General features: G+C 73.5%; 26 protein-coding genes. 15 read left to right on the forward strand and 11 right to left on the reverse strand.

The genetic code is table 11. From position 1 onward, the window contains the following. Positions 1–318: 318 nt before the first annotated feature. Complete coding sequence (locus NFU81_RS27180) at positions 319–1,038, forward strand: M23 family metallopeptidase (protein WP_251495092.1); 720 nt, start codon at positions 319–321, stop codon at positions 1,036–1,038. Positions 1,039–1,076: 38 nt separating this feature from the next. Here NFU81_RS27180 and NFU81_RS27185 read toward each other — a convergent pair whose 3' ends face one another. After that, positions 1,077–1,676 carry a TetR/AcrR family transcriptional regulator gene (locus tag NFU81_RS27185; RefSeq protein WP_251495226.1) on the reverse strand — a complete coding sequence of 200 codons (600 nt, stop codon included), beginning with the start codon at positions 1,674–1,676 and terminating at the stop codon, positions 1,077–1,079. A gap of 211 nt (positions 1,677–1,887) precedes the next feature. Between NFU81_RS27185 and NFU81_RS27190 the strand changes: the two genes are divergently transcribed. Continuing rightward, on the forward strand, positions 1,888–3,480 hold the full coding sequence (locus NFU81_RS27190) for an MDR family MFS transporter (protein ID WP_422665296.1): 1,593 nt from the start codon (positions 1,888–1,890) through the stop codon (positions 3,478–3,480). Positions 3,481–3,562: 82 nt separating this feature from the next. Here the strand turns inward: NFU81_RS27190 and NFU81_RS27195 are convergent, their stop codons facing one another. Genes NFU81_RS27195 through NFU81_RS27210 form a run of 4 tightly spaced genes read right to left on the reverse strand, consistent with a single transcriptional unit; the run spans position 3,563 to position 6,151 of the window. Next, positions 3,563–4,009, reverse strand: coding sequence for an NUDIX domain-containing protein (locus NFU81_RS27195; protein WP_251495095.1), 447 nt, complete (start codon positions 4,007–4,009; stop codon positions 3,563–3,565). A gap of 40 nt (positions 4,010–4,049) precedes the next feature. Further along, entirely contained in the window at positions 4,050–4,211 is a 162-nt protein-coding gene (locus NFU81_RS27200; RefSeq protein WP_251495242.1) for a hypothetical protein, read from the reverse strand. 31 nt (positions 4,212–4,242) lie between these two features. Next, entirely contained in the window at positions 4,243–4,812 is a 570-nt protein-coding gene (locus tag NFU81_RS27205) for a GNAT family N-acetyltransferase (protein WP_251495098.1), read from the reverse strand. 10 nt (positions 4,813–4,822) lie between these two features. Next, positions 4,823–6,151, reverse strand: coding sequence for an NsdA family TPR-like regulatory protein (locus NFU81_RS27210; RefSeq protein ID WP_251495101.1), 1,329 nt, complete (start codon positions 6,149–6,151; stop codon positions 4,823–4,825). 206 nt (positions 6,152–6,357) lie between these two features. On the opposite strand from NFU81_RS27210, the gene NFU81_RS27215 reads away from it, so the two are divergent. The 7 genes from NFU81_RS27215 (at position 6,358) to NFU81_RS27245 (ending at position 12,585) form a co-directional block, all read left to right on the forward strand. Then, positions 6,358–7,155 (forward strand): ATP-binding protein, encoded by a 798-nt coding sequence (locus NFU81_RS27215; RefSeq protein WP_251495103.1) that lies wholly within the window; start codon positions 6,358–6,360, stop codon positions 7,153–7,155. Positions 7,156–7,382: 227 nt separating this feature from the next. Then, positions 7,383–7,922 carry a SigE family RNA polymerase sigma factor gene (locus NFU81_RS27220; RefSeq protein WP_251495106.1) on the forward strand — a complete coding sequence of 180 codons (540 nt, stop codon included), beginning with the start codon at positions 7,383–7,385 and terminating at the stop codon, positions 7,920–7,922. Further along, positions 7,910–8,608: a hypothetical protein gene (locus tag NFU81_RS27225; protein ID WP_251495109.1), complete on the forward strand. Its 699-nt coding sequence runs from the start codon at positions 7,910–7,912 to the stop codon at positions 8,606–8,608. Before NFU81_RS27220 ends, NFU81_RS27225 begins: the two co-directional genes overlap by 13 nt. Before the next feature lie 4 nt (positions 8,609–8,612). Further along, positions 8,613–9,296, forward strand: a complete 684-nt coding sequence (cseB, locus tag NFU81_RS27230) for a two-component system response regulator CseB (protein ID WP_251495111.1) — start codon at positions 8,613–8,615, stop codon at positions 9,294–9,296. A gap of 6 nt (positions 9,297–9,302) precedes the next feature. Beyond that, on the forward strand, positions 9,303–10,541 hold the full coding sequence (locus NFU81_RS27235; protein ID WP_251495114.1) for a sensor histidine kinase: 1,239 nt from the start codon (positions 9,303–9,305) through the stop codon (positions 10,539–10,541). 81 nt (positions 10,542–10,622) lie between these two features. Continuing rightward, positions 10,623–12,041 (forward strand): MFS transporter, encoded by a 1,419-nt coding sequence (locus tag NFU81_RS27240; RefSeq protein WP_251495117.1) that lies wholly within the window; start codon positions 10,623–10,625, stop codon positions 12,039–12,041. Between the two features lie 28 nt (positions 12,042–12,069). Continuing rightward, positions 12,070–12,585 (forward strand): pyridoxamine 5'-phosphate oxidase family protein, encoded by a 516-nt coding sequence (locus NFU81_RS27245; protein ID WP_251495120.1) that lies wholly within the window; start codon positions 12,070–12,072, stop codon positions 12,583–12,585. A 13-nt stretch (positions 12,586–12,598) separates the two neighbouring features. On the opposite strand, the gene NFU81_RS27250 is transcribed toward NFU81_RS27245, so the two are convergent. Continuing rightward, complete coding sequence (locus NFU81_RS27250; protein ID WP_251495123.1) at positions 12,599–13,183, reverse strand: alpha/beta hydrolase; 585 nt, start codon at positions 13,181–13,183, stop codon at positions 12,599–12,601. A 97-nt stretch (positions 13,184–13,280) separates the two neighbouring features. Further along, the gene (locus NFU81_RS27255) at positions 13,281–14,207 is read right to left on the reverse strand and encodes an HhH-GPD family protein (RefSeq protein ID WP_251495125.1); all 927 of its coding nucleotides are present in this window, start codon (positions 14,205–14,207) and stop codon (positions 13,281–13,283) included. A gap of 130 nt (positions 14,208–14,337) precedes the next feature. Between NFU81_RS27255 and NFU81_RS27260 the strand changes: the two genes are divergently transcribed. After that, the gene (locus NFU81_RS27260; protein WP_251495128.1) at positions 14,338–15,216 is read left to right on the forward strand and encodes a hypothetical protein; all 879 of its coding nucleotides are present in this window, start codon (positions 14,338–14,340) and stop codon (positions 15,214–15,216) included. A 38-nt stretch (positions 15,217–15,254) separates the two neighbouring features. Here the strand turns inward: NFU81_RS27260 and disA are convergent, their stop codons facing one another. Next, positions 15,255–16,406, reverse strand: a complete 1,152-nt coding sequence (gene disA, locus NFU81_RS27265) for a DNA integrity scanning diadenylate cyclase DisA (protein ID WP_372441370.1) — start codon at positions 16,404–16,406, stop codon at positions 15,255–15,257. A 102-nt stretch (positions 16,407–16,508) separates the two neighbouring features. Beyond that, entirely contained in the window at positions 16,509–17,906 is a 1,398-nt protein-coding gene (gene radA / locus NFU81_RS27270; protein ID WP_251495130.1) for a DNA repair protein RadA, read from the reverse strand. A 232-nt stretch (positions 17,907–18,138) separates the two neighbouring features. Here radA and NFU81_RS27275 point away from each other — a divergent pair, with 232 nt between their 5' ends. Next, complete coding sequence (locus NFU81_RS27275) at positions 18,139–19,833, forward strand: BACON domain-containing protein (RefSeq protein WP_251495233.1); 1,695 nt, start codon at positions 18,139–18,141, stop codon at positions 19,831–19,833. A 99-nt stretch (positions 19,834–19,932) separates the two neighbouring features. Here the strand turns inward: NFU81_RS27275 and map are convergent, their stop codons facing one another. Then, entirely contained in the window at positions 19,933–20,700 is a 768-nt protein-coding gene (gene map, locus NFU81_RS27280) for a type I methionyl aminopeptidase (RefSeq protein ID WP_251495142.1), read from the reverse strand. A gap of 44 nt (positions 20,701–20,744) precedes the next feature. Here map and NFU81_RS27285 point away from each other — a divergent pair, with 44 nt between their 5' ends. Beyond that, on the forward strand, positions 20,745–21,029 hold the full coding sequence (locus NFU81_RS27285) for a helix-turn-helix domain-containing protein (protein ID WP_251495145.1): 285 nt from the start codon (positions 20,745–20,747) through the stop codon (positions 21,027–21,029). 87 nt (positions 21,030–21,116) lie between these two features. Here the strand turns inward: NFU81_RS27285 and NFU81_RS27290 are convergent, their stop codons facing one another. Further along, positions 21,117–21,959, reverse strand: coding sequence for a DUF3109 family protein (locus NFU81_RS27290; protein WP_422665297.1), 843 nt, complete (start codon positions 21,957–21,959; stop codon positions 21,117–21,119). Between the two features lie 328 nt (positions 21,960–22,287). On the opposite strand from NFU81_RS27290, the gene NFU81_RS27295 reads away from it, so the two are divergent. From NFU81_RS27295 to NFU81_RS27305, 3 genes are read left to right on the forward strand one after another with little or no spacing between them, the layout of a single operon-like run. Further along, complete coding sequence (locus tag NFU81_RS27295; RefSeq protein WP_251495148.1) at positions 22,288–23,343, forward strand: Ppx/GppA family phosphatase; 1,056 nt, start codon at positions 22,288–22,290, stop codon at positions 23,341–23,343. Positions 23,344–23,383: 40 nt separating this feature from the next. Further along, positions 23,384–24,235, forward strand: a complete 852-nt coding sequence (locus tag NFU81_RS27300; RefSeq protein WP_251495151.1) for a sugar phosphate isomerase/epimerase family protein — start codon at positions 23,384–23,386, stop codon at positions 24,233–24,235. Then, positions 24,232–24,909, forward strand: coding sequence for a TetR/AcrR family transcriptional regulator (locus NFU81_RS27305; protein WP_251495154.1), 678 nt, complete (start codon positions 24,232–24,234; stop codon positions 24,907–24,909). The genes NFU81_RS27300 and NFU81_RS27305 overlap by 4 nt, the downstream gene beginning before the upstream one ends. The last annotated feature ends 59 nt before the right edge of the window (positions 24,910–24,968 follow it).

The following is a 24,968-nucleotide window of genomic DNA, read 5'->3' on the forward strand; positions in this document are numbered from 1 at the left end:
GCCACCCGCCGGGGGAAGGTCCCGCGACCCAGCGCAGGGGGCGGCCCGGAGGGCGCGGAAGCCCCTCCGGCGTGAGGCGCCGCACGTGACGGGCGCCACTTACTACCGGGATTAGTGGCCGTCCGACCCCCTCCCGGGCGGGAGAAAACGGACTATTCGGCTGTTTTGAGCGGCCTCTCGCGGGTGCGGGGTGACCCGCCGACCTACGACCCCGGGTAGGAGAAGGGGTGTTTGCCGGGCCGGTCGAGCCCGGGTTACCAAGGTGGAGCGACGGACCGCACCGGTCCGATACCCCCACCCAGTGAGGTTATTTTCTGCATGCGTAAGAACTCGACGATGAAGAACCGCACCCCGAAGTCCGTGAACCGCCGCCGGGCTGCCGTGGTGACCGGAGGACTGGTCGCGGCGCTCGCGCTGGGCTCGACCGCAGCGTTCGCCGCGAGCGGCGCGCACGAGGCGGCTCCCGCCTCGACCACCACCACCGCGAGCACCAGCAGCGTCGCCGACGTGCTGGCCAAGCAGGCGACCGCGCAGAAGGACGCCGCCGCGCAGGCCAAGGCCAAGGTGAAGGCCGCCGCGGACGCGAAGAAGCGCGCCGCCGTCAAGGCCGCCGCCGACCGCAAGGCCCGGATAGCCGGCTGGATGACCCCGGCCGCCCACTACGTGCTCGGCGCCGGCTACCACCAGGTCGGCTCGCACTGGATCAACACCCACTCCGGCCAGGACTTCGTCGTGCCGTCCGGCACCTCGGTGCGGGCCGCGCACACCGGCACCGTCGTGACGGCGGGCTGGGGCGGCGCGTACGGCAACAACATCGTGATCAAGCACGGCGCGCACCTGTACACCCAGTACGGCCACCTGTCGAAGATCGGTGTGCACCTCGGCCAGAACGTCATCACCGGCCAGGAGATCGGCAAGTCCGGCTCCACCGGAAACTCGACCGGCCCGCACCTGCACTTCGAGGTCCGCACCACCCCGGTCTACGGCTCCTCCGTCGAGCCGCTGCACTTCCTGCGCGCCCACGGCGTGAACCCGTAAGCAGCACAGCGCAAAGCGTCAACCGGCCGCCGGGCGAGTCAACCCGTAAGGATGCTCGCCTCGGCCTCGGCCTGGGCGACGAGATCGAGGGCGACCTCGAGGATGGCCGCGCGCTTCTCCTCGGGGTCGCCCTCGACGTTCTGCGTCACGAACATGCCGGCGTGCATCGCGAAGAGTGCGGTGACGCTGCGGACCTGCGCGGCGATCGGTGCCGCCGGGTCCTTGATCAGCTCGCCGAGCGCCTTCATGCTCGTGCGGAAGTTCTCGCCGACGGTCAGCTCGCGCACCGTCGCCTGGTTCTCCTGGATGAAGCGGAACAGGTCGACGGAGCTCCACAGGATGTCGCTGTAGCGCCGTAGCAGCTCCTGCTTGGTGGCCAGCGAGTGCGGCTGGGCCTCGGCCCAGGCGATCAGGTCCCGCAGCGGCTGCGCCAGGTCCTCGGCGACGCTGCTGAGGATGTCTTCCTTGGTCTTGAAGTGGTAGTACAGCGCGGCTTTCGTGACGTCGAGCCGCTCGGCGATCTCGCGGAGCGAGGTCTTCTCGTAGCCCTGCTCGGCGAACAGTTCAAGGGCGACCTGCTGGATACGGCGGCGCGTGTCGCTTCTGCGCGGCTGCGGGTGCTGCTGCGGTGTGCCCATTGCCTTGTCGCTCTCCTGCTGCACTACGTCACCTCCACTTCAGGGAGTGTGACCGGCCAGAAGCCCTAACCGTAGGGCCTGCTTCCGAGGCTACGCACTTACTTGACGCCCGGCTAGTAAACAACGTACCTTGCTGCTACGTAGATCTGCTAGCCGGGCGGCAAGTAAGTACCACTGAAAAAACCGCCCCACCCGGGGGAGGAAACCGGTCATGTCCCAGACCGAAACAGCCAAGCCGGCGTCGCCGGACCCGTCCGGCGGGAGCGCCGGAGACGGTCCGCGCCAGCGCAGCGTGCGCGTGGTGATGGTCGGTCTGATGATCGCCATGCTGCTCGCGATGCTCGACAACATGATCGTCGGCACCGCGATGCCCACCATCGTCGGCGAGCTCGGCGGCCTCGAACACCTGTCGTGGGTCGTCACGGCCTACACGCTGGCCACCGCCGCCTCCACCCCGATCTGGGGCAAGCTCGGCGACATGTACGGCCGCAAGGGCATCTTCCTCACCTCGATCGTGATGTTCCTGATCGGGTCCGCGGCCTCCGGCATGGCGCAGAGCATGGACCAGCTGATCGGCTTCCGGGCCTTCCAGGGCCTGGGCGCCGGCGGTCTGATGGTCGGCGTGATGGCGATCATCGGCGAGATGATCCCGCCCCGTGAGCGCGGCAAGTACCAGGGCCTCATCGCCGGCGTCATGGCCATCGCCATGATCGGCGGCCCGCTGGTCGGCGGCTCCATCACCGACAACTGGGGATGGCGCTGGAGCTTCTACATCAACCTGCCGATCGGCGTCGTCGCCCTCGCGATGGTCACCATCGTCCTGCACCTGCCCAAGAAGCGCAGCGAAGGCCGGATCGACTACTGGGGCGCCTCCCTGCTCACCGTCGCGATCACCTCGCTGGTCCTGCTGACCACCTGGGGCGGCACGCAGTACGCCTGGGGCTCCGTGCAGATCATCGGCCTGCTGGTGCTGGGCCTGGCGACGCTGGCCGCCTTCGTCTACGCCGAGACCCGCGCGCCCGAGCCGATCATGCCGCTGCGGATCTTCCGCAACGCGAACTTCTCGCTCATCTCGGCGATCGGCTTCCTGGTCGGCTTCACGATGTTCGGCGCGATGACCTTCCTGCCGCTCTACCAGCAGACCGTCCAGGGCGCCTCGGCGACCAACTCCGGCCTGCTGCTGCTGCCGATGCTGCTCGCGATGATGGTCGTCTCGATGATCGCCGGCCGGGTCACCACCTCCACCGGCCGCTACAAGATCTTCCCGATCATCGGCGGCGGCCTGATCACCGTCGGCCTGGTCCTGCTGTCGATGATGGACGTCCACACCACCCGCCTCACCTCCGGCATCTACATGGCGGTCCTGGGCGCGGGCATGGGCTTCATCATGCAGATCACCATGCTGATCGCGCAGAACAGCGTCGACATGCGGGACATGGGCGTCGGCTCGTCGTCCGCGACGCTCTTCCGCACGATCGGCGGCTCCTTCGGTGTCTCGCTGTTCGGTGCGCTGTTCTCGCACAAGATCCAGCACGGCATGGAGTCCTCCGCCGCCGGTGCCGCCGCCACGAAGGGCGGCGCCCAGATGGACCCGGCGACCATCGCGAAGTTCCCGCCGGACGTGAAGAACGCGTACTTCCACGCGGTGGCCTCGGGTACGCACGCGGTCTTCCTGTGGGGCGCGGTGATCTCGGTGCTCGGCTTCCTGGCCGCCTGGTTCATCGTCGAGACCCCGCTGCGGGGTGCCGCCTCGAAGGAGGCTCCCTCGCTGGAGGACGAGCCGCTGATGGCCGACGCGATCTGACCCTCCGGCCGGGTTCCGCCCGCCCTGCCCCTCAGCCCCCCGTGCCCTCGCCGGCCCGGGGGCTGATCGCTGCCCTGGGGGCTCAGTCCCACCCTCGGAGGGTGACGCCGGGGGTGCCGCCGGAGAGGTAGGCGTGCAGGGCGATGCCGATCGTGGGCACGAAGTCCCCGGGCACGGCGTCCAGCGGCGTCCAGCAGACCTCGGTGTGCTTGCCCGGCTCCCGGTTCTCCGGCTCGCCCTCCCACTCGTGCGTCACGAACACGACGGTCAGGAACCCGTTGGGCGACTCCACGCCCCACGCCCCGTGCACGACCTGCGCCAGCCGCAGCGCCTCGGGCCTGACGACCAGCCCCGTCTCCTCCCGCAGCTCCCGCACGGCCGTCACGGTGACCGGCTCCCCCGGATCACTCTTCCCGATCGGCAGATCCCACAGCCCCCGCCCGTACTTGGCCCCCGCCCCCCGCCGCAGCAGCACCACCCGCTCCCGCTCCAGGTCATGCACGATGACCGCGGCGGCCAGCAGCGTCATCGCCCCGGTCGCGGGCGCGAGCGCGGATTCCCTGCCCGGTTCAGTGTGAATCCCGCACCGCCTCGAAGATGTCCGCGTCGGTCTCCCGCTGCGGCGTCTCCTCCCACGGCGCCACGTAGCCGGCCTTCGGCTCCCCGGGGAAGTGCTTTTGTACGCCGGTGATCCACGCTTCGCGGAAGACCCGCCCTGGCTCGTAGGTCATGCAACTCCTCGTTGAGCTCCCGCGACCGTCTTCAGCCGGCGCGGGCGATGAGTAGGTCGTAGGTATCGTCCCCGTTCCGGTACGGACCCGCGTAGCGGTAGCCGAGACGTTCGTAGAGGGTACGGCCGCGGGAGTTGGCGGGACTGACGAGGAGGGACGTCCAGCGGGGGGCCACGGCCTGCACGAGGCGCTCGTGGAGGCGGGTTCCGATGCCGCGTGACTGCCACCCGGGGCGGACGGCCAACTCGCACAGGCCCATCAGATCCTCCCGGGCTTCTGCGGGGATATCAGGGAGGAGTTCTTCGCCGTACCAATACTCGGCGGTGCAGGGGAATCCGTAGCCGAAGCCGACGAGCGTGCCCGCTTCGTAGGCGACGGCAAGGGTGAAACCAGCATGCCGGAAATGGCCGTTGATCTGCTGGCGGAGCGACTCGACTCCGTGCACGCGGCCGTCCTCGCCGCCGGCGGCGAGTTCGGGGTGGGCGCTGGCCCATACGTCGGCCAGGGTGTCGACCAGGGGCTGGCTCTGACTCACTGCGTGGACGCGTATGACGATCTCGCCACCCACGGCCGGGGCGTGGGCTGTCTCGGTGGGTCTCACAGGCCTCTCCTCAGACGGCGTCAAGAGCCAGGGCTCGGTGTTTTGCCAGCCATTCAGAAGCCACAGGGACCTTCGCGTGGCCCTGAAGGGCGGTCTCGATCTCACGTAACGCATCGAGTAGGCGGCGAGACCTCACGTCCGGGACGAACGTCAGGACTTCATGCGCGGCGGGCACGGCGGCATCGAGATCGGGTCTGTCGCGGACGGCGTTCTGCACGGCGACATCGGCGAGGTAAAGGGCGCGGTTGCGGGCGAAGCCGCTGCCGAACAGGAGCACGGCTTGCTCGGCGCCGTATGCGGCGCGCTCGTGCTGGCCCAAGTCGGCACGGCAGAGAGCTTCGAGGCCGGCCAGTTCTGCGGGAGTGAAGAACTCCAGCCAAGCAGGGTCACCGTCGCGCGGCCCCTTTGCGTATTGGGCGTGCGCTGTGATGACCGCGGCATCGCATGCGCCTTTGTCTCCGATAAGCGCCCAGCCGCTTGCCTCCCGCATGGCGAACAGCGCCTGCATGCGGGGAGAACCGAGTGGAGCGGCAGCGCTGCCGGCGGCTTGTGCGGCACTCACCGCTTCCCGTGGGCGTCCGCTTGCCTTGGCCAACAAGGACAGACAACCGAAACTGTGTGCTTCCAGCCATGGATCCTGAGCAAGCCGAGCGGCAGCCAGCGCCTCGTTGTAAAGGGACCTGGCATCGGCGTGCAGCCCCGAGTCGTACGAGAACCAGCCCGCGGCAATGGAGAGGGCTCCGGTGGCCGAACGCAGGAGGCGCCCCGTGGCGTGGGTGAAGCGACCCTCGTTCAGCCATTCGTAGCTGGTGTGGAGCGCCCTTGCGGCCTCCCGGCGCAGAGCAGCGGAACCGTGGTCGTGGTCGTGCGTGTACAGCGCCTGAGTCGACGCAACGACACTGCGCACCTCGCGCATGCCCATCCGGCGACCGGAACTGTCCGGCCGGCGGTGGCCCAGGGCTATGCCGGTGACCGAGCCTGCCCCGTCCCGAAGGAAGCTGCGCCGTTCCACCTCGGTGACGTCCGCCTTTCGCGTGTACGGCTGGTATGCCTCCGCCAAGGCGGCCGGGGCCGTTGCGGGTGTCGCACGACGGGCAGCGAACCCCAGGTCTGCCAGCGAACGGCCGGTGATCTCGTGGAGGACGCGTTCGTAGACCGGGCGGGGCCTGGCGACCGTGCCCAGTTCCCACGCGGCGATCAGGCGCGCCGTGCAGCCGGTGTTCTCACCCATCGCCGCCGCCGTGGCGTTGATGTGGCGGGCGAACTCGTCGCGGCTCATCCGGAAGTGCGCTTCGCGCACCTCGCGGATGACGGGGTTGGGCGTGGCGTCTGCGGTCATCTCGACTCCGGCGCTACAACTCGTGGACGTTCCGAACGTAGCCGCTGAGGGGGCGCGTTGGAGGCTGCATGCCCGTCGAGGGCGACTCCGATGCGCGAATTGCATGCTTCTTACATGCCGGTGGCCACGCGATCGCCCACCGGCGTCCGCTTTTCTCGATGCCGTAAGCACCGGAGCCCTGGCTCCTTTCGGATCGGAGATCGCACATGCCGAGCGCCACTGTCACTGCCCGCACCCGGCCGTCCATGCGGGTACGGCATCAGGTCGCACTCGGCCTCGGCTCTGACCTCTCGGAGGTCGGCCGCGCACGCCGCGAAGTGCGTGAGTGCCTGGTCGCCTGGCGGCAGGACGAGGCCGCGGACTCCGTGCTGCTGGTGCTCAGCGAACTCGTCGGCAACGCCTTACGGCACGCGCCAAGCTCGATCACCGAACTGACCGTGACCACGGGCAGTGACGAGGTACTCCTCGAAGTACGTGACGGCTCGCGGAAGCCTCCCGCCATGAACCCGCACCCCGATCCGTACGGAGAGACCGGCCGTGGGCTGGCCCTGGTGGACGTACTGGCCCGCGACTGGGGCTGGATGCCGCACGCGGACGGTACGAAGACCACCTGGGCCGTCCTGCCCGCGACTGCGGTGACCGACTTCGTCCCCGCCCTCCTCCCCGTGTGCCGCGCCCGCCGCTCGCTGCCCGAGCGGCTCGTGCCCGCCGCACAGGCGCTGGCGCCGGCCGCCGCCGGGGAGCCGGAGCACGTCGAGCGCGACCTGCGGTGCGTGTTGCAGGCGCACACCGCGGGCGCGCACCACGCGTACGTCATGCACCTCGACGGCCGGGACACCGGCTCGGTGTGGGGCCGGTGGGACCGTGACGACGGCCCGCCCGGCCCCGTCGTCCTGCCGGACTGCGGCGCCCCGGCGCCCGACCCACTCGACGAGGCCTGCTGCCAGTACGCGGGGCACCCCGGCGGGCACTGCTACCAGCTCACCGACCCCTGGCACCCGTAGGCGCGGCAGCCGTGGCCCGATAGCGGCCCTTCACCCCCTTTAGCCCGTTTCCTCCGCGCCCGTTACACAACCGATGGGTTGCTGTGCGCCCGCTGTGCGCTCGCAGTCGCGGAAGCCTGACATCCGGTCCGTAACTTCGGCGCAGCCAGGGGGAAAGACCCGGGCGCGACCACGGCGGACTGACCTCCCGCCGGCGGCGCGTGGGCGGATTTCGGGGTGGAGGAACGATGGCGGCGAGCGGCGCGGTGTTGGAGTTCGAGGAGTACGTGAGGACGCGGCAGGACGCCCTGCTGCGCAGCGCCCGCCGCCTCGTGCCGGACCCGATCGACGCGCAGGACCTGGTGCAGACCGCCCTGGTGCGCACCTACCCCCGGTGGGAGGGCATCGCCGACAAGACCCTCGCGGACGCGTACATGCGCCGGGTGATGATCAACACCAGGACCGAGTGGTGGCGCAACCGCAAGCTCGACGAGGTGCCCACCGGGGAACTGCCGGAGCCCAGCGTGGAGGACGGCAGCGAGCAGCGGGCGGACCGCGAGATGCTGCGGGACGTGCTGGGGGTGCTCGCGCCCAAGCAGCGGCAGGTCGTGGTGCTGCGCCACTACGGGCAGCTGACGACCGAGGAGACCGCCCGGGTCCTGGGCATGTCCACAGGTACGGTGAAGAGCACGCTGCACCGGGCGCTCGCCCGTCTGCGGTACGAGCTGGAGCACGGCAGCTACGGCTACACGCGACCGGAGGCGGAGGAGGCGATGTGCGCCGCATAAGACCCGGCACCGCAGCGATGGGCGCGCTGACCTGCGCGTGCGTCGTGGTGACGGGCTGCGGTACGACCGGCACCGGTGCCCGCAAGGAGGGGCCGGCGCCCTCGCCCAGCCTGCGCAGGCCGGCCACCGCCCCCGCCCCCGCCATCGCCCGCGACCCGCAGGCGCTGGCCACCATGGTCCGCCGGGACAGCAGCGTCAGCCAGGGTGTGCGCGAGGACCTGACGCCGTGCGCGGGCGACGACTACCCGATGGCCACGGATACCGGCGACCTCACCGCGGGCGACGGCCCCGACCTGGTGGTCAACGTCACGACCTGCGGAGACGGCCTCGGCGTGGCCGCGTACGTCTACCGTATGGTGAACGGGAAATACCAGAACGTCTTCGCCGACGAGCGCCCCCCGGTGTACGGCAGCGTCGAGGACGGGCAACTGCAGATCATCCACGAGGTGTACAAGGTGGACGACCCGGTGTCGTACCCGACCGGGCAGGAGTCGGTGCTGTACGCGTGGCGCGACGGCCGCTTCGTACAGGTCGCGCGCAACTATGCCGACTTCGGCGCGCCCACCCCGACCGTACGGCCCGAGCCGACGTCCACCGAGCCGGCGCCGCGCCCCGACTCCGACCCGCTCGACCCCGACCTGCCGGCCGTGACCGCGGCGCCGTCGGCACCCGCGGCCGGGCGCTGAGCCGATGGCCGCCACCCACGTCCTGTTCGTCGAGGACGACGACGTCATCCGCGAGGCCACCACGCTCGCCCTGGAGCGCGACGGCTTCCAGGTCACCGCCGCCCCCGACGGCCTGACCGGCCTGGACGCCTTCCGCGCCCGGCGGCCCGACCTGGCGCTGCTCGACGTGATGGTGCCGGGCCTGGACGGGGTCAGCCTGTGCCGGCGGATCAGGGACGAGTCGACCGTGCCGGTCATCATGGTCTCGGCCCGCGCCGACGCCATCGACGTCGTGCTCGGCCTGGAGGCCGGCGCCGACGACTACGTCACCAAGCCCTTCGACGGCGCGGTGCTCGTCGCCCGCATCCGCGCGGTGCTGCGCCGCTTCCGCGCCAGCGCCGCCGACGACCCGCAGGACGACGGCGCCCTGCTGTCCTTCGGCGACATCGCGATCGACCCGGAGGGCATGGAGGTCACCCGTGCCGGTGAACGCCTCGCGCTGACCCCCACCGAGATGCGGCTGCTGCTGGAGTTCGCCGCGGCGCCCGGCACCGTGCTGTCCCGCGACCGGCTGCTGGCCCGGGTCTGGGACTACGACTGGGGCGGCGACACCCGCGTGGTGGACGTGCACGTGCAGCGGCTGCGGGCGAAGGTCGGGCAGGACCGGATCGAGACCGTACGCGGTTTCGGCTACAAACTGCGGGCCTGAGCGCCGATGGCATTCCGCCCCACCCTGACCCTGCGCTGGAAGCTCAGCGCCGCCATCGCCGTGGTGTCCGCGCTGGTCGTGGTCGCGCTGAGCCTGGTCGTGCACAACGCCGCCAGGGTCAGCATGATCAACAGCGCCAGGGACGTCCAGGACGAGCGCATCCAGTCCGCACTGCGGATCTACGAGACCAACGGCCGGCTGGTCTTCTACGCCACGCTCAACGACCCGGCGCTGCCTCCCGAGCTGAAGGACTACGCCGCCAAGGGCCAGCGCGCCACCTTCGTCCAGCAGACCAGCTCGGGGCTCGTCGTCTGGGCCGAGACACCGGCGGGCAACGGCAAGGTGCTGTCGCTCAAGACCGGCTTCACCGACCGCTACTCGGTGCTCGTCGACCTGGACCAGACCCTGGTGCTCGGCTCGGTCGCCGTCGTGCTCGGCGGCACCGCCATCGGCGTGCTCGTCGGCGGGCGCATGTCGCGGCGGCTGCGGAAGGCGGCGACCGCCGCGCGCAAGGTCGCCGACGGCGACACGCAGGTCAGGGTGCGCGAGGCCATCGGCGGGCGGGGCCGCGACGAGACCGACGAGCTGGCCAGGGCGGTCGACGCGATGGCCGACGCGCTGCAGTTGCGTCTTGAGGCGGAGCGGCGGGTCACCGCGGACATCGCGCACGAGCTGCGCACACCGGTGACCGGCCTGGTCACCGCCGCCGAACTGCTGCCGCCCGGCCGCCCCTCCGAGCTGGTACGGGACCGGGTGCACGCGCTGCGCACCCTGGTCGAGGACGTCCTGGAGGTGGCACGCCTCGACGGCGCCGCGGAGCAGGCCGACCTCCAGGAGGTCGTGCTCGCGGAGTTCGTGTCCCGCCGGGTGCCGGTGCTGGCCCCCGGCGCCACCGTCACCGTGGCCGAGGACGCCGTCGTCCAGACCGACCCGCGGCGGCTGGAACGCATCCTGGGCAATCTGCTGGCCAACGCGGCCCGGCACGGCGGCGGTCCGATCGACGTCCTGGTCGACGGCTCCTTCCTCCGCGTCCGCGACCACGGCCCCGGCTTCCCGCCCGACCTGCTCAGGGAAGGCCCCAGCCGCTTCCGCACCGGCTCGACCGACCGCGCGGGCGCCGGCCACGGCCTCGGCCTGACCATAGCCACCGGCCAGGCCCGCGTCCTCGGCGCCCGCCTGACCTTCCGCAACGCCCCGCTCTCCGACGGCGGCGGCGCCGTCGCGCAACTGCTGCTGCCGCGCTGAGCGGCCGCCCCTGAGAGGCACCGCCCTCTTCATCCCTTACCGTGGCTTTTCCTGACAAATGTCCGCAGAAGGGGTGGGGCCGTGGCGTTCGCGGAGCCGGCCGGCGGCGACGGGGCCGCGCCCGCTCCCGAGCCCGCCCCGGAGTCCGGACGACGCCCCCTGGCACCGCTGCTTGCGGTGTGCGCCGGGTACTTCATGGTCATCCTCGACGTGACGATCATCAACGTGGCCGTGCCCGTGATCGGCCGGGACCTGTCGACCTCGCTCACCGGCATCCAGTGGATCACCGACGGCTACACCCTGGTCTTCGCCGGTTTCCTGCTGACCGGCGGCGCGCTGGGCGACCGGCTGGGCAACCGGCGGATCTTCTGCTCGGGCGTGGCGGTGTTCACCGTGTCCTCGGCCGCGTGCGCGCTCGCGCCCGACGCCCCCTTCCTCGTCGCTGCCCGGCTGGTGGAGGGGCTCGGTGCGGCGCTCATCGTGCCCGGTTCGCTGGCCCTGCTCCAGCAGGCCTACCCGGAACCGGCCGCCCGCGCGCGGGCCTTCGGGCTGTGGGGTTCGATGGCGGGCATCGCCGCCTCCGCCGGCCCGCTGCTGGGCGGGCTGCTCGTCTCCACGGCGGGCTGGCGCTGGGTGTTCCTGATCAACCTGCCCGTCGGCGTCGCCTGCCTCGCGCTGACGCTGCGGCACGTGGCCCGCTCACCCCGGCACGCCGGCCGCGCCCTGGACTGGCCGGCGCAGTGCGCGGTCGTGGCGGCGGTGGCACTGCTGACCGCGGCGCTCAACGAGGCCGGCCGCCGCGGGTGGTCCGATCCGGCGGTGCTGGCCGGGCTGGGCCTGGCCCTGCTGGCCGCCGCGGCGTTCGCGGTGCGGGAGCGGCTGGCCGCCGCCCCCGTCCTGCCGCCGAGCCTGCTGCGCTCCCGCGCGATGGGCGGCGGAGCCGTCATCGGCCTGCTGTTCAACTTCGGCTTCTACGGCATGGTGTTCACCGCCAGCCTGGACTTCCAGCACCAGCGCGGCTACAGCGCCGTCGGTACGGGGCTGGCACTCTTCCCCGCGGTCGCGGTGACCATGTTCGCCTCCGTCCTGTCCGGGCGGCTGAGCCGCCGTACCGGCGACCGTCCGCTCGTGGTCTCCGGCATGCTCCTGGCCGCCCTGGGCCTGGCCGGCTGGGCCGCGCTGGGAGCCGGGGCGGCCTACCCGCTGCTGGTGGCCCCGATGATGGCCGCGGGCTTCGGTACGTCCTTCGCCCTCACCGGCTCGACGGCCACCGTGATGGGCGCCGCGCCCGCGGCGTACTCGGGTGCCGCGTCCGCCCTGTTCAACACCACCCGCCAGATCGGCAGCGCCACCGGGGTCGCCCTCGGCGGCAGCCTGCTCGCCACGGCCACCGGCTCCGCCGCGGGGCTGCGCGACAGCATGGCCATCGGCGCGCTGGCCTACCTGACCGCCGCGGGCCTCGCGTGGCGGTGCGTGCCGGCGGCGCCGAAAGCGGCTTAGGACGCCGCGTTCTGCCTACAGTGGGCCGATGCGTGAGACGCCAGAAGAAATGCGCGAGCTGCAGGCCCTGCTCGACGCCTCCCTGTCCCGCTCCACCGCCCACCTCCGCTCGATCGTCACCACCGAGCGCACCCTGACCGCCGAGCAGCTCACCGCCACCCTGACCGGCATGTGCACGCTGGCGCTGTCCACGGTGACGGCGAAGGGCGAGCCGCGGATCAGCGGCGTGGACGGCCACTTCCTCCACGGCAGGTGGCACTTCGGCACCGCCCGCACCGCGGCCAAGGCCCGCCACCTCGCCGCCCGCCCCGCCGCCAGCGCGGCCCACATGCGCGGTGAGTCCCTCGGCGTCTTCACCCACGGGACCGCCGAGCCCCTCAACCCCCTCGACGCCGCGCCCTCCCCTGACTGGCCCGACCTGCTCGCCTACCTCAAGGACTTCTACGGCGCCGACGCCTTCGACTGGACGACCGAGGTCGTCTACTACCGCCTCGACCCCCAGTGGATGACCGTCTACGCCGCGGAGCCGGCCGAGGCGGGGTGACCGCAGCGCCCGGTCACACCCGGGCGATGAAGTCGTGCATCGCCGCGACGACCTGCCCGAGCGCGGCGGCGGAGCCGACGACGTCCCCGTCCATCTCCAGGGAGTGGTCGGCGCCGGGGATCTCCAGCACCTCGTGCGGGAGCCCGGCAGCGACCTGCCCGTCCCACAGGTCGTCCCTCGTGCCGCCGACGAGCAGCGCGGGGGCTGCCGCCCGGCGGAGCGGCTCGGCGACCTCCGCGAGGGTGAGCAGCGGCGTGAGCCACACCGCGGGCAGCGAGCGGTCGGCCGCGAGCGCGGCCGCGAACGTCCCCAACGACTTCCCGACCAGCAGCCGGCACGCCCCGCCCTCGGCGTCGACTGCGTGCCCGACCTGTTCCGCCACCCAGGACGCCCGCCCGGCCAGCGGAAGCCGGCCGAGGTCGTCGGGAACACGCCACCACAACTCCTGCACGGTCCAGCCGCGCTGGAGCAGCGCGGCGGTGGCGAAGTGCAGCAGCGGCCGCGCCGGCGAGTACCCCATGCCGGGGATGACCAGAGCGACCCGGTCGGGGTCCGCGGCGAACCGCGTGGGAATGGCGAACGGCACGGGGTCGGTCATGGCGCGACTCTAGCGAGCACGTCCCGCAGGACGTGCGTGCCGCGTACGCCTCCCTCGTCCGCGGCGGCTTCACCAGCCGCCTCGTCGCTTCCGGGCGTCACACCGGGAGGCGGTAGACGCCGTCGGCGAGGGGCTCGACCAGGCCGTCCTCGACCAGGCCGTCGAGGGCGCGGGCGCGCTGGACCGGCTCGTGCCACACCGCGTCGAGGGCGGCCTGGGCTACGGGGCCCGGTGAGGCGCGCAGTACCGCGAGGAGGCGGCCGCGTACCTGGCGGTCGGTGCCGGCGTACGACTGGCCGCGGCGCGGCGGGCCGTCGTGCGGGGGGCAGCCGGCGAGCCGCCAGGCGCACATCGCCGCGACCGGGCACTGCCCGCACTGCGGGGAGCGGGCGGTGCAGACCAGGGCGCCCAGTTCCATCGTCGCGGCCGCCCAGCGCGCGGCCGTCGCCTCGTCGGCGGGCAGCAGGCCCTCGGCCGTGCGCCGCTCGGCGGCCGTCGTTGCGTTCGGCGGGTGGGCGACACCGGTCGCCACCCGGGCGAAGACCCGGCGCACGTTCGTGTCGAGCACGATGTGCCGCTGCCCGTACGCGAACGACGCGACCGCCGCAGCCGTGTACTCGCCCACCCCGGGCAGCGCCAGCAACTCGGCGTGCTCGCGCGGCACCTCGCCGCCGTGCCGCTGCGCTATCGCGCCGGCCGCGGCGTGCAGCCGCAGTGCCCGGCGCGGGTAGCCGAGCCGGCCCCACGCCCTGACGGCCTCGCCGGGCGACTCGGCGGCCAGGTCGGCGGGGCGCGGCCAGCGGGCCAGCCACTGCTCGTGCACCGGCAGCACCCGGACCACCGGGGTCTGCTGGAGCATGAACTCGCTGACCATCACCGACCAGGCGCCCGCGTCGGGGCGCCGCCAGGGCAGGTCGCGGGCGTGGTCGTCGAACCAGTCGATGACCGGGTCGTGCAGCGCGGCCGCGCGGGGCGTGGTGGTGGTGGAAGCGGACTCGGGGGTGTGGTGGAGGTCTGTGCTCATCGCCTCGCGATCCTCGCACACGCCACCCACAGCGATCGGCCGCCGACGTAAACGTGATCATCGGCAAAGAGCGGGCACCGAGCGGCGGGTGTTGCGACGGCACACGGGTGATCTCCCCTAGAGTTCGGGTGTGGGCTCGTTGCGCAATCCCGTCGGACCGCTCCCGTCGACCATCTACTGGCGGCGGCGCGTCGTGGTGTTCGCGCTCGTCGCGCTGATCGCCGTGCTGGTGATCTGGGCGGTGACGTCGGGCGGCGGCGGAAGCGGCAAGGGCTCGTCCGCGCCCAGCGGTTCGCACTCCCCGGTGGCGAGCATCACCCCGGGTCCCGTGCCGAGCGGCACCCACATCAGCGGCCGCCCGGGCGGCCGCGACACCACCCCGGCCGACGGCGGCTCCGACGCCGACGGCGGTACGGGCGACGGGACTTCTGACGGCACGTCCACGGGCGCCGCCGCCGGCGACACCGCGGGGACGTCGGCCGGCGCGACCGCGGGGACGTCGTCGGGTACGTCCGCGGGCGACACCGGCGGGTCCTCCGGCGGTTCCTCCGCCGGGGCGAGCGCCGGTACGGGCACCAGCGGCGACCAGGTGCCGGCCGGCTCGACGCTGCCCGGCTGCTCGCCGGGTACGGTCTCGCTGTCGCTGGTCAGCGTGCAGAACGCGTACGCGCCGGGCGAGACCCCGGTCTTCCAGCTGCGCGCCGCCAACTCCGGCACCGTCACCTGCAAGCTGGACTTCGGTCCGCGCAGCGCGGTCTTCACCATCACCCAGACACCCGACGACAGCCATGTGTGGGCGTCGGACGACTGCGCGGGCACGCAGCCGTATCTGCTCCAGGTGCCCGCGCACAGCAGCACCACCTACACGCTGCGCTGGAACGGCAGGACCAGCTCCCCGAACTGCGCCACCCCCAAGGGCGCGCAGGCCGCGCCCGGCAACTACCTGGCGCAGGCCCAACTGCCGGGCTACGGCACGAAGAGCGTGCCGTTCGTGCTGTCGCAGGACTGACGGGCGCCGGGCGCCACGGACGCCTGGGAGTACGGCGGTTACACGTACCGTTCGAGGATCGAGGACTCCGCCAGCCGCGACAGGCCCTCGCGGACCGAGCGGGCGCGGGCCTCGCCGACGCCGTCGACGGCCTGGAGGTCGTCCACGCTGGCGGCGAGCAGCTTCTGCAGGCCGCCGAAGTGCTCGACCAGCCGCTCGATGACGGTGTTCGGCAGCCGCGGCACCTTCGCCAGCAGCCGGTAACCCCGCGGGGACACCGCGGAGTCCAGCGACTCGGGCGAACCGGTGTAGCCCAGCGCCCTTGCCACCGTGGTGAGTTCGATCAGCTCGCTCTGCGGCAGCGCGTCCAGCTCGGACATCGCCTCGGCGACGGTGCGGCTGCGCTTGGCGGTCGGCTCGGGCACGTAGTCCCTGGCCACCAGCTCGCGTTCGGGCTCCACGCCCGCGATCAACTCGTCGAGCTGGAGCGACAGCAGCCGCCCGTCGGTGCCCAACTCGACCACGTACTCGGCGATTTCGGTGGCGATCCGGCGAACCATCTCCAACCGCTGTGCCACCGCGGTGACATCGCGGACCGTGACCAGGTCCTCGATCTCCAGCGCGGACAGCGTGCCCGCCACCTCGTCGAGCCGCAGCTTGTAGCGCTCAAGGGTCGCCAGCGCCTGGTTGGCCCGGGACAGGATCGCCGCCGAGTCCTCCAGCACCCGGCGCTGCCCGTCCACGTACAGCGCGATCAGCCGCATCGACTGGCTGACGGACACCACGGGGAAGTTGACCTGCTTGCTGACCCGGTCCGCGGTGCGGTGCCGGGTGCCGGTCTCCTCGGTGGGGATCGTCGGGTCGGGCACCAACTGCACGCCGGCCCGCAGGATCTTGGTGATGTCCTTGTCCAGGATCAGCGCGCCGTCCAGCTTGCACAGCTCGCGCAGCCGGGTCGCGGTGAACTCCACGTCGAGGACGAAGCCGCCGGTGCACAGCGACTCCACGGTCTTGTCCATGCCCAGCACGATCAGGCCACCGGTGTTGCCGCGCAGGATGCGCTCAAGGCCGTCGCGCAGGGCCGTGCCGGGGGCCACGGCGCTCAGCGAGGCGCGCATCAGCCCGCCGTCCTGGCCGGTGCCGGACCTGCTGGCGGAGTCCGCCGCTGCCTTGCGGGCCGGGGCGGCGCCTGCCCGGTCGTTGGCTGCCACTGCGTTCCTCCGGTCGGTGCGGTTTGGAGTGAGTTTACGTCGTCCGCGCCGCGGGCCGCCGATCGCCGGCGTGCGCCCCCTTGACCGGGGCGCCTGAGAGTCCTAGGACGTGCCCTGTCCCCGGGACGCCCTGGCCGGCAGCGCGCGCAGCGCGTCACCGATGTCGGAGACCTCGATCACCCGCATCCCGGCCGGCACCTTGCCCGGGTCGCTCGGCACCAGCGCGTGCGTGAAGCCGAGCCTGGCCGCCTCCGACAGGCGGCGCTGCACCCCGGTGACCCGGCGCACCTCGCCGGCCAGGCCGACCTCGCCGATCGCCACCAGGTTCTTCGGCAGCGGGGTGTCGATCGCCGCGCTGGCCAGCGCGAGCGCGACGGCCAGGTCGGCGGCCGGCTCGGTCAGCCGCACCCCGCCGACGGTCGCCGTGTAGATGTCCTGCTTGCCGATCGCCTTGATCCGGCCGCGCTGTTCGAGCACCGCCAGCATCATCGAGACCCGGGAGTTCTCCAGACCCGACGTCGTACGCCGCGGCGAGGGGATCTGGGTGTCGACGGTCAGCGCCTGCACCTCCGCGACCAGCGGCCGCTTGCCCTCCAGGGTCACCGTCAGGCACGTGCCAGGCACCGGCTCGTCGCGCCGGGTCAGGAACAGGCCCGACGGGTCGGCCAGGCCCGTGATGCCCTCGTCGTGCAGCTCGAAGCAGCCGACCTCGTCGGTGGCGCCGTACCGGTTCTTCACCCCGCGGATCAGCCGCAGCCGCGCGTGCCGGTCGCCCTCGAAGCTCAGCACCACGTCGACCAGGTGCTCCAGCAGCCGCGGCCCGGCGATCGCCCCGTCCTTGGTGACATGGCCGACCAGCAAGGTGGCCATCCCGCGTTCCTTGGACGCCCTGATCAGCGCGCCCGCGACCTCCCTGACCTGCGCCATGCCGCCGGGGGCGCCGTCGATCTCCGGCGACGCCACGGTCTGGACCGAGTCCAGCACCAGCAGCGACGGCTTGACGTCGTCCAGGTGCCCGAGCACCGCCGACAGGTCCGTCTCGGCCGCCAGATACAGGTGGTCGGCGAGCGCGCCGATCCGGTCCGCGCGCAGCCGCACCTGCGAGGCCGACTCCTCACCCGTGACGTAGAGCACCGGGCTCTGCGCGCTCGACGCCTTCGCCGCCACGTCCAGCAGCAGCGTGGACTTGCCGACGCCCGGCTCGCCCGCGAGCAGCGCCACCGCGCCGGGCACCAGGCCGCCGCCGAGCACCCGGTCCAGCTCCGGCACGCCGGTCGAGCGCGCGGTCGCCTGCCGGCCGTCCACCTGCCCGATCGGCCGGGCCGGCGAGCTGACCCGCCCGGGAGCGGTGGTGCGCACCGCCGAGACCCCGCCGTACTCCTCGACCGTCCCCCACGCCTGGCACTCGCCGCACCGGCCGAGCCACTTGACCGTGGTCCAGCCGCACTCGGTGCAGCGGTAGGAGGGACGGTCCTTCTGGGCGGGCTTACGGGTGGCCATGGCGCCACCGTAGCGGTCGGGTACGACAGACCGCCCCGGCCGTCCCCCCGGACCTCCGCCCGGCCGTAGGCGCACTCGGGGGCGTGCGGTGCGGGCTTCGAGCGTGCGCGCGCACATTCACTCGTACGAGGGGCGGGAGCGTCCCCTTTCGGTGCGCATCGCTACCCGTAAGGATTAACGGCCGCGAGGACGGCTGAGCCGGGGGCGGTCGCGGGCCTACCGTCACCCGGTGATGAGCAGGCAGGAGACCCCCACCCCCGCCCCGCAGACGACCGGCGCGCACCGCAGGCCCCGGACGTCGGCGCCAGGGCGCTCCGCGGCGCGCGCCGCCGCACGCTCGACCGCCGACGGCGGCCGGGAGGGCGACGCGGTGCGCCGCCGACCCCAGGGCACCCTGCCGATGGTGCCGCCAGCGCACTACGAGCCGTATCTCGACGGCCTGTTCACGTACTGCCTGTCCATCCTGTGCGAGCACGACGCCGCCGCCGGAGCGCTCGGGGAGGTCCTCGCGCTCGCCGAACGCCAGCGCTCCCGGCTGCGCGACCCCGCCCTGCGGCGCCCCTGGCTGTACGCGCTCGCCCGCTGGTCCTGCCTGCGCCGGCTCGCCGCGGGCACCCCGCTGGCCCCGGCCCGCGCCGCGGCCTCCGTCGCCGAGCAGCGGGCCGCCCAACTGGCCGCCCTGGCCTGGCCGGAGGCCGCCGGCACCACGCCCGAGCAGCGCGAGGCGCTGGAGCTGGCGGTACGCCACCAGCTGCCGCCGCACGAGGTCGCCGCCGTCCTCGGGCTCGAAACGGACGCCGCCCGCGGGCTGCTGGCCCGCGCCGCGTGCGAGGTCGAGCGGACCAGGGCCGCGCTGGCCGTCGTCGACACCGGGCGCTGCGCCGCGCTCGCCCGGCTCGCCGGTGACACCCGGGTCCTGCTCGGCCCGGCGCTGCGTGACGAACTCGTGCGCCACGTGGACGAGTGCACCGTGTGCCGCCGTGACGCCGAGCGTGCCGTCGCCGCCGGGCCGTGGCCGGGCGCCACCGCGGATGCCACCGCCGTGCTCGCCCTCATCGAGGCGCCGCGGGCGGTCGCCTGCGCCGCGCTGCTGCACGCCATGGAGACCGGGGCCGGCCGCAGCCGCGAGTGCACGCCCCGCTTCGACCGGCGCGGCTTCCCGCTGGACCTCAAGGACCGCGCGGCCCGGCGGGCGCAGCTGCGGCACCGCGCGGTGACGACCACGGTCGTCGCGGCCGTCGTCGCCGCGCCCGTGCTGGCGATCTGGGCCGCGTACCGGGCGACGCCGCTGGGCGGCGACGAGCCGCACGGCGGGCGGGCGGCGGCCGGGGCGCCCGACGGGGTGGGGCTGCCGTACGAGAAGGCCGGGGCCTCGCGCCCGCAGCCCTCCGCGTCCGGGCCGCCGGCCGCACCGGCGGCCGGCCCCGCAGCCGCCGACGCCGACGTCACGGCGGTGATGGTGACGCCCTCGGGGGCTCCGGCGTCGCCCGGGGCCGGCTATCTGACGGTGGCGGCCGCCCCGTCCGCGGGCCGCACCCTGGTCACCCTCACGGCGAGCGGTACCGCCGACGTGCGGTGGTCCGCGTCGACCCAGGCGGGGTGGCTGCGGCTGTCGGCGACGTCCGGGGTGCTGCACCCCGGCGAGTCGGCCACCCTCACGATCTCGGTCGTACGGGCGCTGGCCCCGGCCGGCTCGTGGACGGCGGCGGTGTCCTTCGCCCCGGCCGACGCCACGGTGATCCTGCGCGGCTCGACCCGCCGCTCGGCCCCGCCCTCCGGGCACTCCTCGCCGCCCCCGGCCTCGCCTCCTCCCACGACCTCCGCGCCGACCCCCACCCCGACGCCGACCGAGACCTCACCCACCTCCGAGCCCCCGACCCGGACGCCCACCCCGACCGACACCGCCACCGCCGCCGAGACGCCCTGACCCGGGCGCCCCGCCGCGCAGCGTCCTGGTCGGCGACCGCGGGCGGGCCGCGCCGCCCGACGTGCCGGGCGGCCTCGGCTGACGGGTGCGGGGGCGGGGCTACGGCACCGTCATGACGCGCGGCCCGTCCGCGGTGACGGCGATGGTGTGCTCGATGTGGGCCGCCCGGCTGCCGTCGACCGTACGCAGGGTCCAGCCGTCCGCGGCGGTGACGTACTCGTCCCGCCCGCCGGACATCAGCATCGGCTCGATCGCCAGGGCCAGTCCTGGCCGGAGCGGGAAGCCGCGGCCGGGGCGGCCCCGGTTGGGCACGTGCGGGTCCTCGTGCATCCGGCGGCCGATCCCGTGGCCGCCGAAGTCCGCGGGCATGCCGCAGCGCGCGGCGAGCGCGACCCGGCCGATCGCGTGCGAGATGTCCCCGACGCGGTTGCCCGCGACGGCCGCCGCGATGCCGGCGTCGAGCGCCTTCCGGGTCGCTTCGATGAGGTCGAGGTCGGCGGCCCGCGGGGTGCCGACGGTGAAGGTGGTCGCGGCGTCACCGGTCCAGCCGTCGAGTTCCGCGCCGCAGTCGATGCTGACCAGGTCGCCGTCGCGCAGCCGGTAGTCGGTGGGGATGCCGTGGACGACCGCGTCGTTGACCGACGTGCAGATCACCGCGGGGAAGGGGGTGGGGGCGAAGGGCGGGCGGTAGCCGAGGAAGGGCGAGCCGGCGCCGGCTTCGGTGAGGACGGCGCGGGCGGCCTCGTCGAGTTCGCGCAGCGACACCCCGACGGCCGCGGCCGCCTGGACCGCGGCCAGCGCCCGGGCGACGACCCGTCCTGCCTCGCGCATCCCGTCCAGTGCGGCGTCGTTCTTGATCTCCACCATGGTGGTCCTCCTCCAATTCTTATACCGGTATTAGTATCACAGGCATGGTGAGGACTCCTTTGACCCCGTGGGAACGCAGGCGCGGTGAGCGGTTCGGCGCACTGCTGCGGCAGGCGCGCGGGGAACGCAGCATGGTGGAGGTCGCGGCGGCCGCGGGAGTGTCCGCGGAGACGCTGCGCAAGATCGAGACAGGCCGAGCCCCGACCCCGGCCTTCTTCACGGTGGCAGCCCTCGCGGGCGCGCTGGGCCTGTCCCTCGACGTCCTGGTCACCGCCTGCGCCGAGGACGCGGAAGAGGAGGCGTCGGCGCAGGCCGCACTCTCGGCCTGACGGTCAGGCCGGGTCGGTCAGGCCGGGTCGGTCAGGCCGGGTCGGTCAGGCCGGGTCGGCCGGGTGGGGTCGGTCAGGCCGGCTCGGTCAGGCGGGGTCGGCCGGGTGGGGGGCCAGGAGGGGGAGGGCGGTGGCGAGGCGGGCCTCGCACGCGGCGGACAGCTCCGCGTAGCCGGCCTCGCCCATCAGCTCGGTCAGCTCGGCGCGGTAGGAGACGTACACGGGCTCGCCGCCGCCGTGCGCGGAGGTGGCGGAGGTGCACCACCAGTGCAGGTCGTGGCCGCCGGGACCCCAGCCGCGCCGGTCGTACTCGCCGATCGAGACGACCAGCACCCGGGTGTCGTCCGGCCGGTCGACCCAGTCGAAGGTCCGGCGGATCGGCAGCTGCCAGCACACGTCGGGCTTGGTCTCCAGCGGCTCGCGGTTCTCCCGCAGCGCCAGGGCGTGCAGCGCGCAGCCCTGGCCGCCGGCGAAGCCGGCCCGGTTGGAGAAGATGCAGGCGCCGTCCACGACCCGGGTCTGCCGCTCGCCGTCCTCGTTCTCCTCGGCCCAGAAGCCACCGGTGCCGGTGCCCAGGCCGTGGAACTGCCACGTGTCGGCGGTGAGGCGGGCCACATGCCCGGCGACCCGCTTCTCGTCGTCGTCGTCCGAGAAGTGCGCGCCCAGCGAGCAGCAGCCGTCGTCCGCGCGCCCGGCCACGATGCCCTGGCAGCCGCTGCCGAACACGCACGTCCAGCGCGACGTCAGCCACGTCAGGTCGCACCTGAAGACCTGCTCCTCGTCTGCGGGGTCGGCGAACTCCACCCAGGCGCGCGCGAAGTCCAGACCGGCCTCGTCGTCCGCCGCCACCGCGACGCCCCGCTGCCTGCCCCTGCCCGCCGCAGCCGGCCCGTCCTGCTGTCCGCCCTTGCGGGCCTTCGCCTTTGCCACGCGCCCAGCGTAAGACCGGAATGCGCCGAATGCGGCCACCGGCCCGCACGATCGTCCACGACCCTGCTGCGCAGCGCTCCTGCGGCCATCCGCTGAAAGCCACGGGCGACTTCTGCGGGGGGAGACGACGATGGGCCTGCCTGCCGACTTACAGGTCGTGGCCGCCGCGGTCGAGGCAGGGCTCGACGAGCGGGAGTGGCCGGTTCCCGGGGGTGCGGATCGGGTGGGGGTCGAGGAGGCTCTGCGGCGGCACATGCGGGAGGTGGTGGCTGCGGAGGGCGCCCGGGGAGAGGGCGGCGGCTCGTGAGGCTGGCCTAAAGTGCTCCCCATGCGACTGGGAGTGCTCGACGTGGGGTCCAACACCGTTCACCTGCTGGTGGTGGACGCGCACCCGGGCGCGCGCCCGTTGCCTGCGTATTCGCACAAGGCGGACCTGCGGCTCGCGGAACTGCTCGACGAGGGCGGGGCGATCAGCGCGGACGGGGTCGACCGGCTGGTCGGGACGATCGCGGACGCGCTGCGGGTCGCGGAGGACAAGGGCGCGGAGGACGTGCTGCCGTTCGCGACGTCGGCGGTGCGCGAGGCGGCGAACGGCGAGGACGTGCTCGCCCGGGTCGAGCAGGAGACCGGGGTGCGGCTGACCGTGCTGTCGGGCGAGGACGAGTCGCGGCTGACCTTCCTCGCCGTGCGGCGGTGGTTCGGCTGGTCGGCGGGCAAGCTGCTGGTGCTGGACATCGGCGGCGGCTCGCTCGAAGTGGGCTACGGGATGGACGAGTACCCGGACGCGGCCGTGTCGCTGCCGCTGGGCGCCGGGCGGCTGACCGGCGGTTGGCTGCCGGGGGACCCGCCGTCCGCGCAGGACGTGCGGAACCTGCGCCGGCACGTGCGGGCCGAGATCGCCAGGACCGTCGCGGAGTTCGCCCGGCTCGGCCCCGCGGACCACGTGGTGGGCACGTCCAAGACCTTCCGGCAGCTGGCCAGGATCGCCGGCGCGGCCCGCAGCGCGGACGGGCTGTACGTGCAGCGGGTGCTGCGGCGCGGCGCGCTGGAGGAGTGGGTGCCGCGGCTGGCGGGGATGACGGCGCAGCGGCGGGCCGGGCTGCCGGGGGTGTCGGAGGGCAGGGCGCGGCAACTGCTCGCGGGCGCGCTGGTGGCCGAGGGGGCGATGGACCTCTACGGGGTGACCGAGCTGGAGATCTGCCCGTGGGCGCTGCGCGAGGGTGTGATCCTCCGCAAGCTCGACGTGATGGCCGCGGACACCGCGGGAGCCGCGTCCGCCGGCGGCCTGGCGGGCGACACGCACGGCAGTGTGGCCAAGGCCACACCCGACTTCGGGCCGCCGGGAGGCGGTAATGCCGCCACCGTGGCCCGCCGCGACGGCTGACTCGGCCGTCCGCACACCCCCCGGCCGTACGCTGGCTCCCGTGGCTGAACCAGTGGACCCCAGGAAGCGAACCGGCGGCGTACCCGGCGTGAAGGTCGCGCTGTCCACGGCCTCGGTGTATCCGGAGTCCACGGCGACGGCGTTCGAGATCGCCGCCCGGCTGGGGTACGACGGGGTCGAGGTCATGGTGTGGACCGACCCGGTCAGCCAGGACGTGGACGCGCTGCGGCGGCTGTCGGACTACCACCGCGTGCCGGTGCTCGCCGTGCACGCGCCCTGCCTGCTGATCACCCAGCGGGTGTGGTCGACCGACCCGTGGGTGAAGCTGCAGCGGGCCAGGAAGGCGGCGCTGCAGCTGGGCGCGTCGACCGTCGTGGTGCACCCGCCCTTCCGGTGGCAGCGCAACTACGCCAGGGACTTCGTCCGCGGCATCTGGCGCATGGCCGACGAGACCGACGTGCGCTTCGCGGTCGAGAACATGTACCCGTGGCGCTACCGCGACCGCGAGATGCTGGCGTACGCGCCGGACTGGGACGTGACGCGGGAGGACTACCGGCACTTCACGGTGGACCTGTCGCACGCGGCGACGTCGCGTACCGCCACCTTGGACATGGTCGGGCGGATGGGCGACCGGCTCGCGCACGTCCACCTCGCGGACGGCAGCGGCTCCGCGAAGGACGAGCACCTGGTGCCGGGCCGCGGGACCCAGCCGTGTGCGGCGCTGCTGGAGTCGCTGGCGGCGACCGACTACCGCGGGCACGTGGTGATCGAGGTCAACACCCGGCGCGCGATGTCGGCGGCCGAGCGCGAGGGCGACCTCGCGGAGGCGCTGGCCTTCACCCGCCGCCACCTGGCGGCGGCCTCACCCGCCCGCCCGTCGGTCCGCGCATGAGCGACGCGCCCTCCGCCGGTACGTCCTCCGACACGTCGAACGGCACCCCCCGCCGCCGCCGCGGCCGCCCCGCCGGGACGCGGACGGGGGCGGCCGCCGGGACCCGGGAGCGCATCCTGGCCGCGGCCCGCGAGGAGTTCTCGGCCCACGGCTACGACAAGACCTCGATCCGCTCCATCGGCAAGGCCGCCGACGTCGACGCGGCCCTGGTCCACCACTACTTCGGCACCAAGGACCAGGTCTTCGCGGCCGCCATCGAGCTGTCCTTCGGGCCGGCCCTGGAACTGCCCGGCGCCCTGGCGGCCGGCGGCCCCGACGGCATGGGGGAGCGGGTGGCCCGCTTCATGCTGGGTGTGTGGGAGAACCCCGTCACCCGGGAGCCGCTGCTGGCGATCGTCCGCTCGGCGGTGACCAACGAGCGGGCCGCGGCGGTCTTCCGCGGCCTGGTCGGCCGCCGGGTGCTGGCGCGGGTCGCGGGGGAGCTGAGCGTGCCGGACCCGGAGTTCCGGGTGCAGCTCGCGGCGGCGCAGCTGGTCGGGATCATCATGCTGCGGTACGTGGTGAAGGTGGAGCCGATCGCCTCGGCCGCCGCGGAGGACCTGGTCGCGGTGGTCGCCCCGACGATCCAGCGCTACCTGACCGACCCGGACGTCCGCCCTGGTGCCGGCGGGTAGCACACGGGTTCCGTCATCCGGACGAGGTGTCCGGATCCTGGGCGACGGGCGTACCCTCG

The sequence above is a fragment of the Actinacidiphila cocklensis genome, from assembly GCF_907177275.1.
Lineage (GTDB): Bacteria > Actinomycetota > Actinomycetes > Streptomycetales > Streptomycetaceae > Actinacidiphila > Actinacidiphila cocklensis.

Excerpts from the sequence above, each read along its gene's own strand:
- NFU81_RS27180 (WP_251495092.1), top strand. The coding sequence starts at position 319 with ATGCGTAAGAACTCGACGATGAAGAACCGCACCCCGAAGTCCGTGAAC.
- NFU81_RS27185 (WP_251495226.1), bottom strand. The coding sequence starts at position 1,676 with ATGGGCACACCGCAGCAGCACCCGCAGCCGCGCAGAAGCGACACGCGC.
- NFU81_RS27190 (WP_422665296.1), top strand. The coding sequence starts at position 1,888 with ATGTCCCAGACCGAAACAGCCAAGCCGGCGTCGCCGGACCCGTCCGGC.
- NFU81_RS27195 (WP_251495095.1), bottom strand. The coding sequence starts at position 4,009 with ATGACGCTGCTGGCCGCCGCGGTCATCGTGCATGACCTGGAGCGGGAG.
- NFU81_RS27200 (WP_251495242.1), bottom strand. The coding sequence starts at position 4,211 with ATGACCTACGAGCCAGGGCGGGTCTTCCGCGAAGCGTGGATCACCGGC.
- NFU81_RS27210 (WP_251495101.1), bottom strand. The coding sequence starts at position 6,151 with ATGACCGCAGACGCCACGCCCAACCCCGTCATCCGCGAGGTGCGCGAA.
- NFU81_RS27215 (WP_251495103.1), top strand. The coding sequence starts at position 6,358 with ATGCCGAGCGCCACTGTCACTGCCCGCACCCGGCCGTCCATGCGGGTA.
- NFU81_RS27220 (WP_251495106.1), top strand. The coding sequence starts at position 7,383 with ATGGCGGCGAGCGGCGCGGTGTTGGAGTTCGAGGAGTACGTGAGGACG.
- cseB (WP_251495111.1), top strand. The coding sequence starts at position 8,613 with ATGGCCGCCACCCACGTCCTGTTCGTCGAGGACGACGACGTCATCCGC.
- NFU81_RS27235 (WP_251495114.1), top strand. The coding sequence starts at position 9,303 with ATGGCATTCCGCCCCACCCTGACCCTGCGCTGGAAGCTCAGCGCCGCC.
- NFU81_RS27245 (WP_251495120.1), top strand. The coding sequence starts at position 12,070 with ATGCGTGAGACGCCAGAAGAAATGCGCGAGCTGCAGGCCCTGCTCGAC.
- NFU81_RS27250 (WP_251495123.1), bottom strand. The coding sequence starts at position 13,183 with ATGACCGACCCCGTGCCGTTCGCCATTCCCACGCGGTTCGCCGCGGAC.
- NFU81_RS27255 (WP_251495125.1), bottom strand. The coding sequence starts at position 14,207 with ATGAGCACAGACCTCCACCACACCCCCGAGTCCGCTTCCACCACCACC.
- radA (WP_251495130.1), bottom strand. The coding sequence starts at position 17,906 with ATGGCCACCCGTAAGCCCGCCCAGAAGGACCGTCCCTCCTACCGCTGC.
- NFU81_RS27275 (WP_251495233.1), top strand. The coding sequence starts at position 18,139 with ATGAGCAGGCAGGAGACCCCCACCCCCGCCCCGCAGACGACCGGCGCG.
- map (WP_251495142.1), bottom strand. The coding sequence starts at position 20,700 with ATGGTGGAGATCAAGAACGACGCCGCACTGGACGGGATGCGCGAGGCA.
- NFU81_RS27285 (WP_251495145.1), top strand. The coding sequence starts at position 20,745 with ATGGTGAGGACTCCTTTGACCCCGTGGGAACGCAGGCGCGGTGAGCGG.
- NFU81_RS27295 (WP_251495148.1), top strand. The coding sequence starts at position 22,288 with ATGCGACTGGGAGTGCTCGACGTGGGGTCCAACACCGTTCACCTGCTG.
- NFU81_RS27305 (WP_251495154.1), top strand. The coding sequence starts at position 24,232 with ATGAGCGACGCGCCCTCCGCCGGTACGTCCTCCGACACGTCGAACGGC.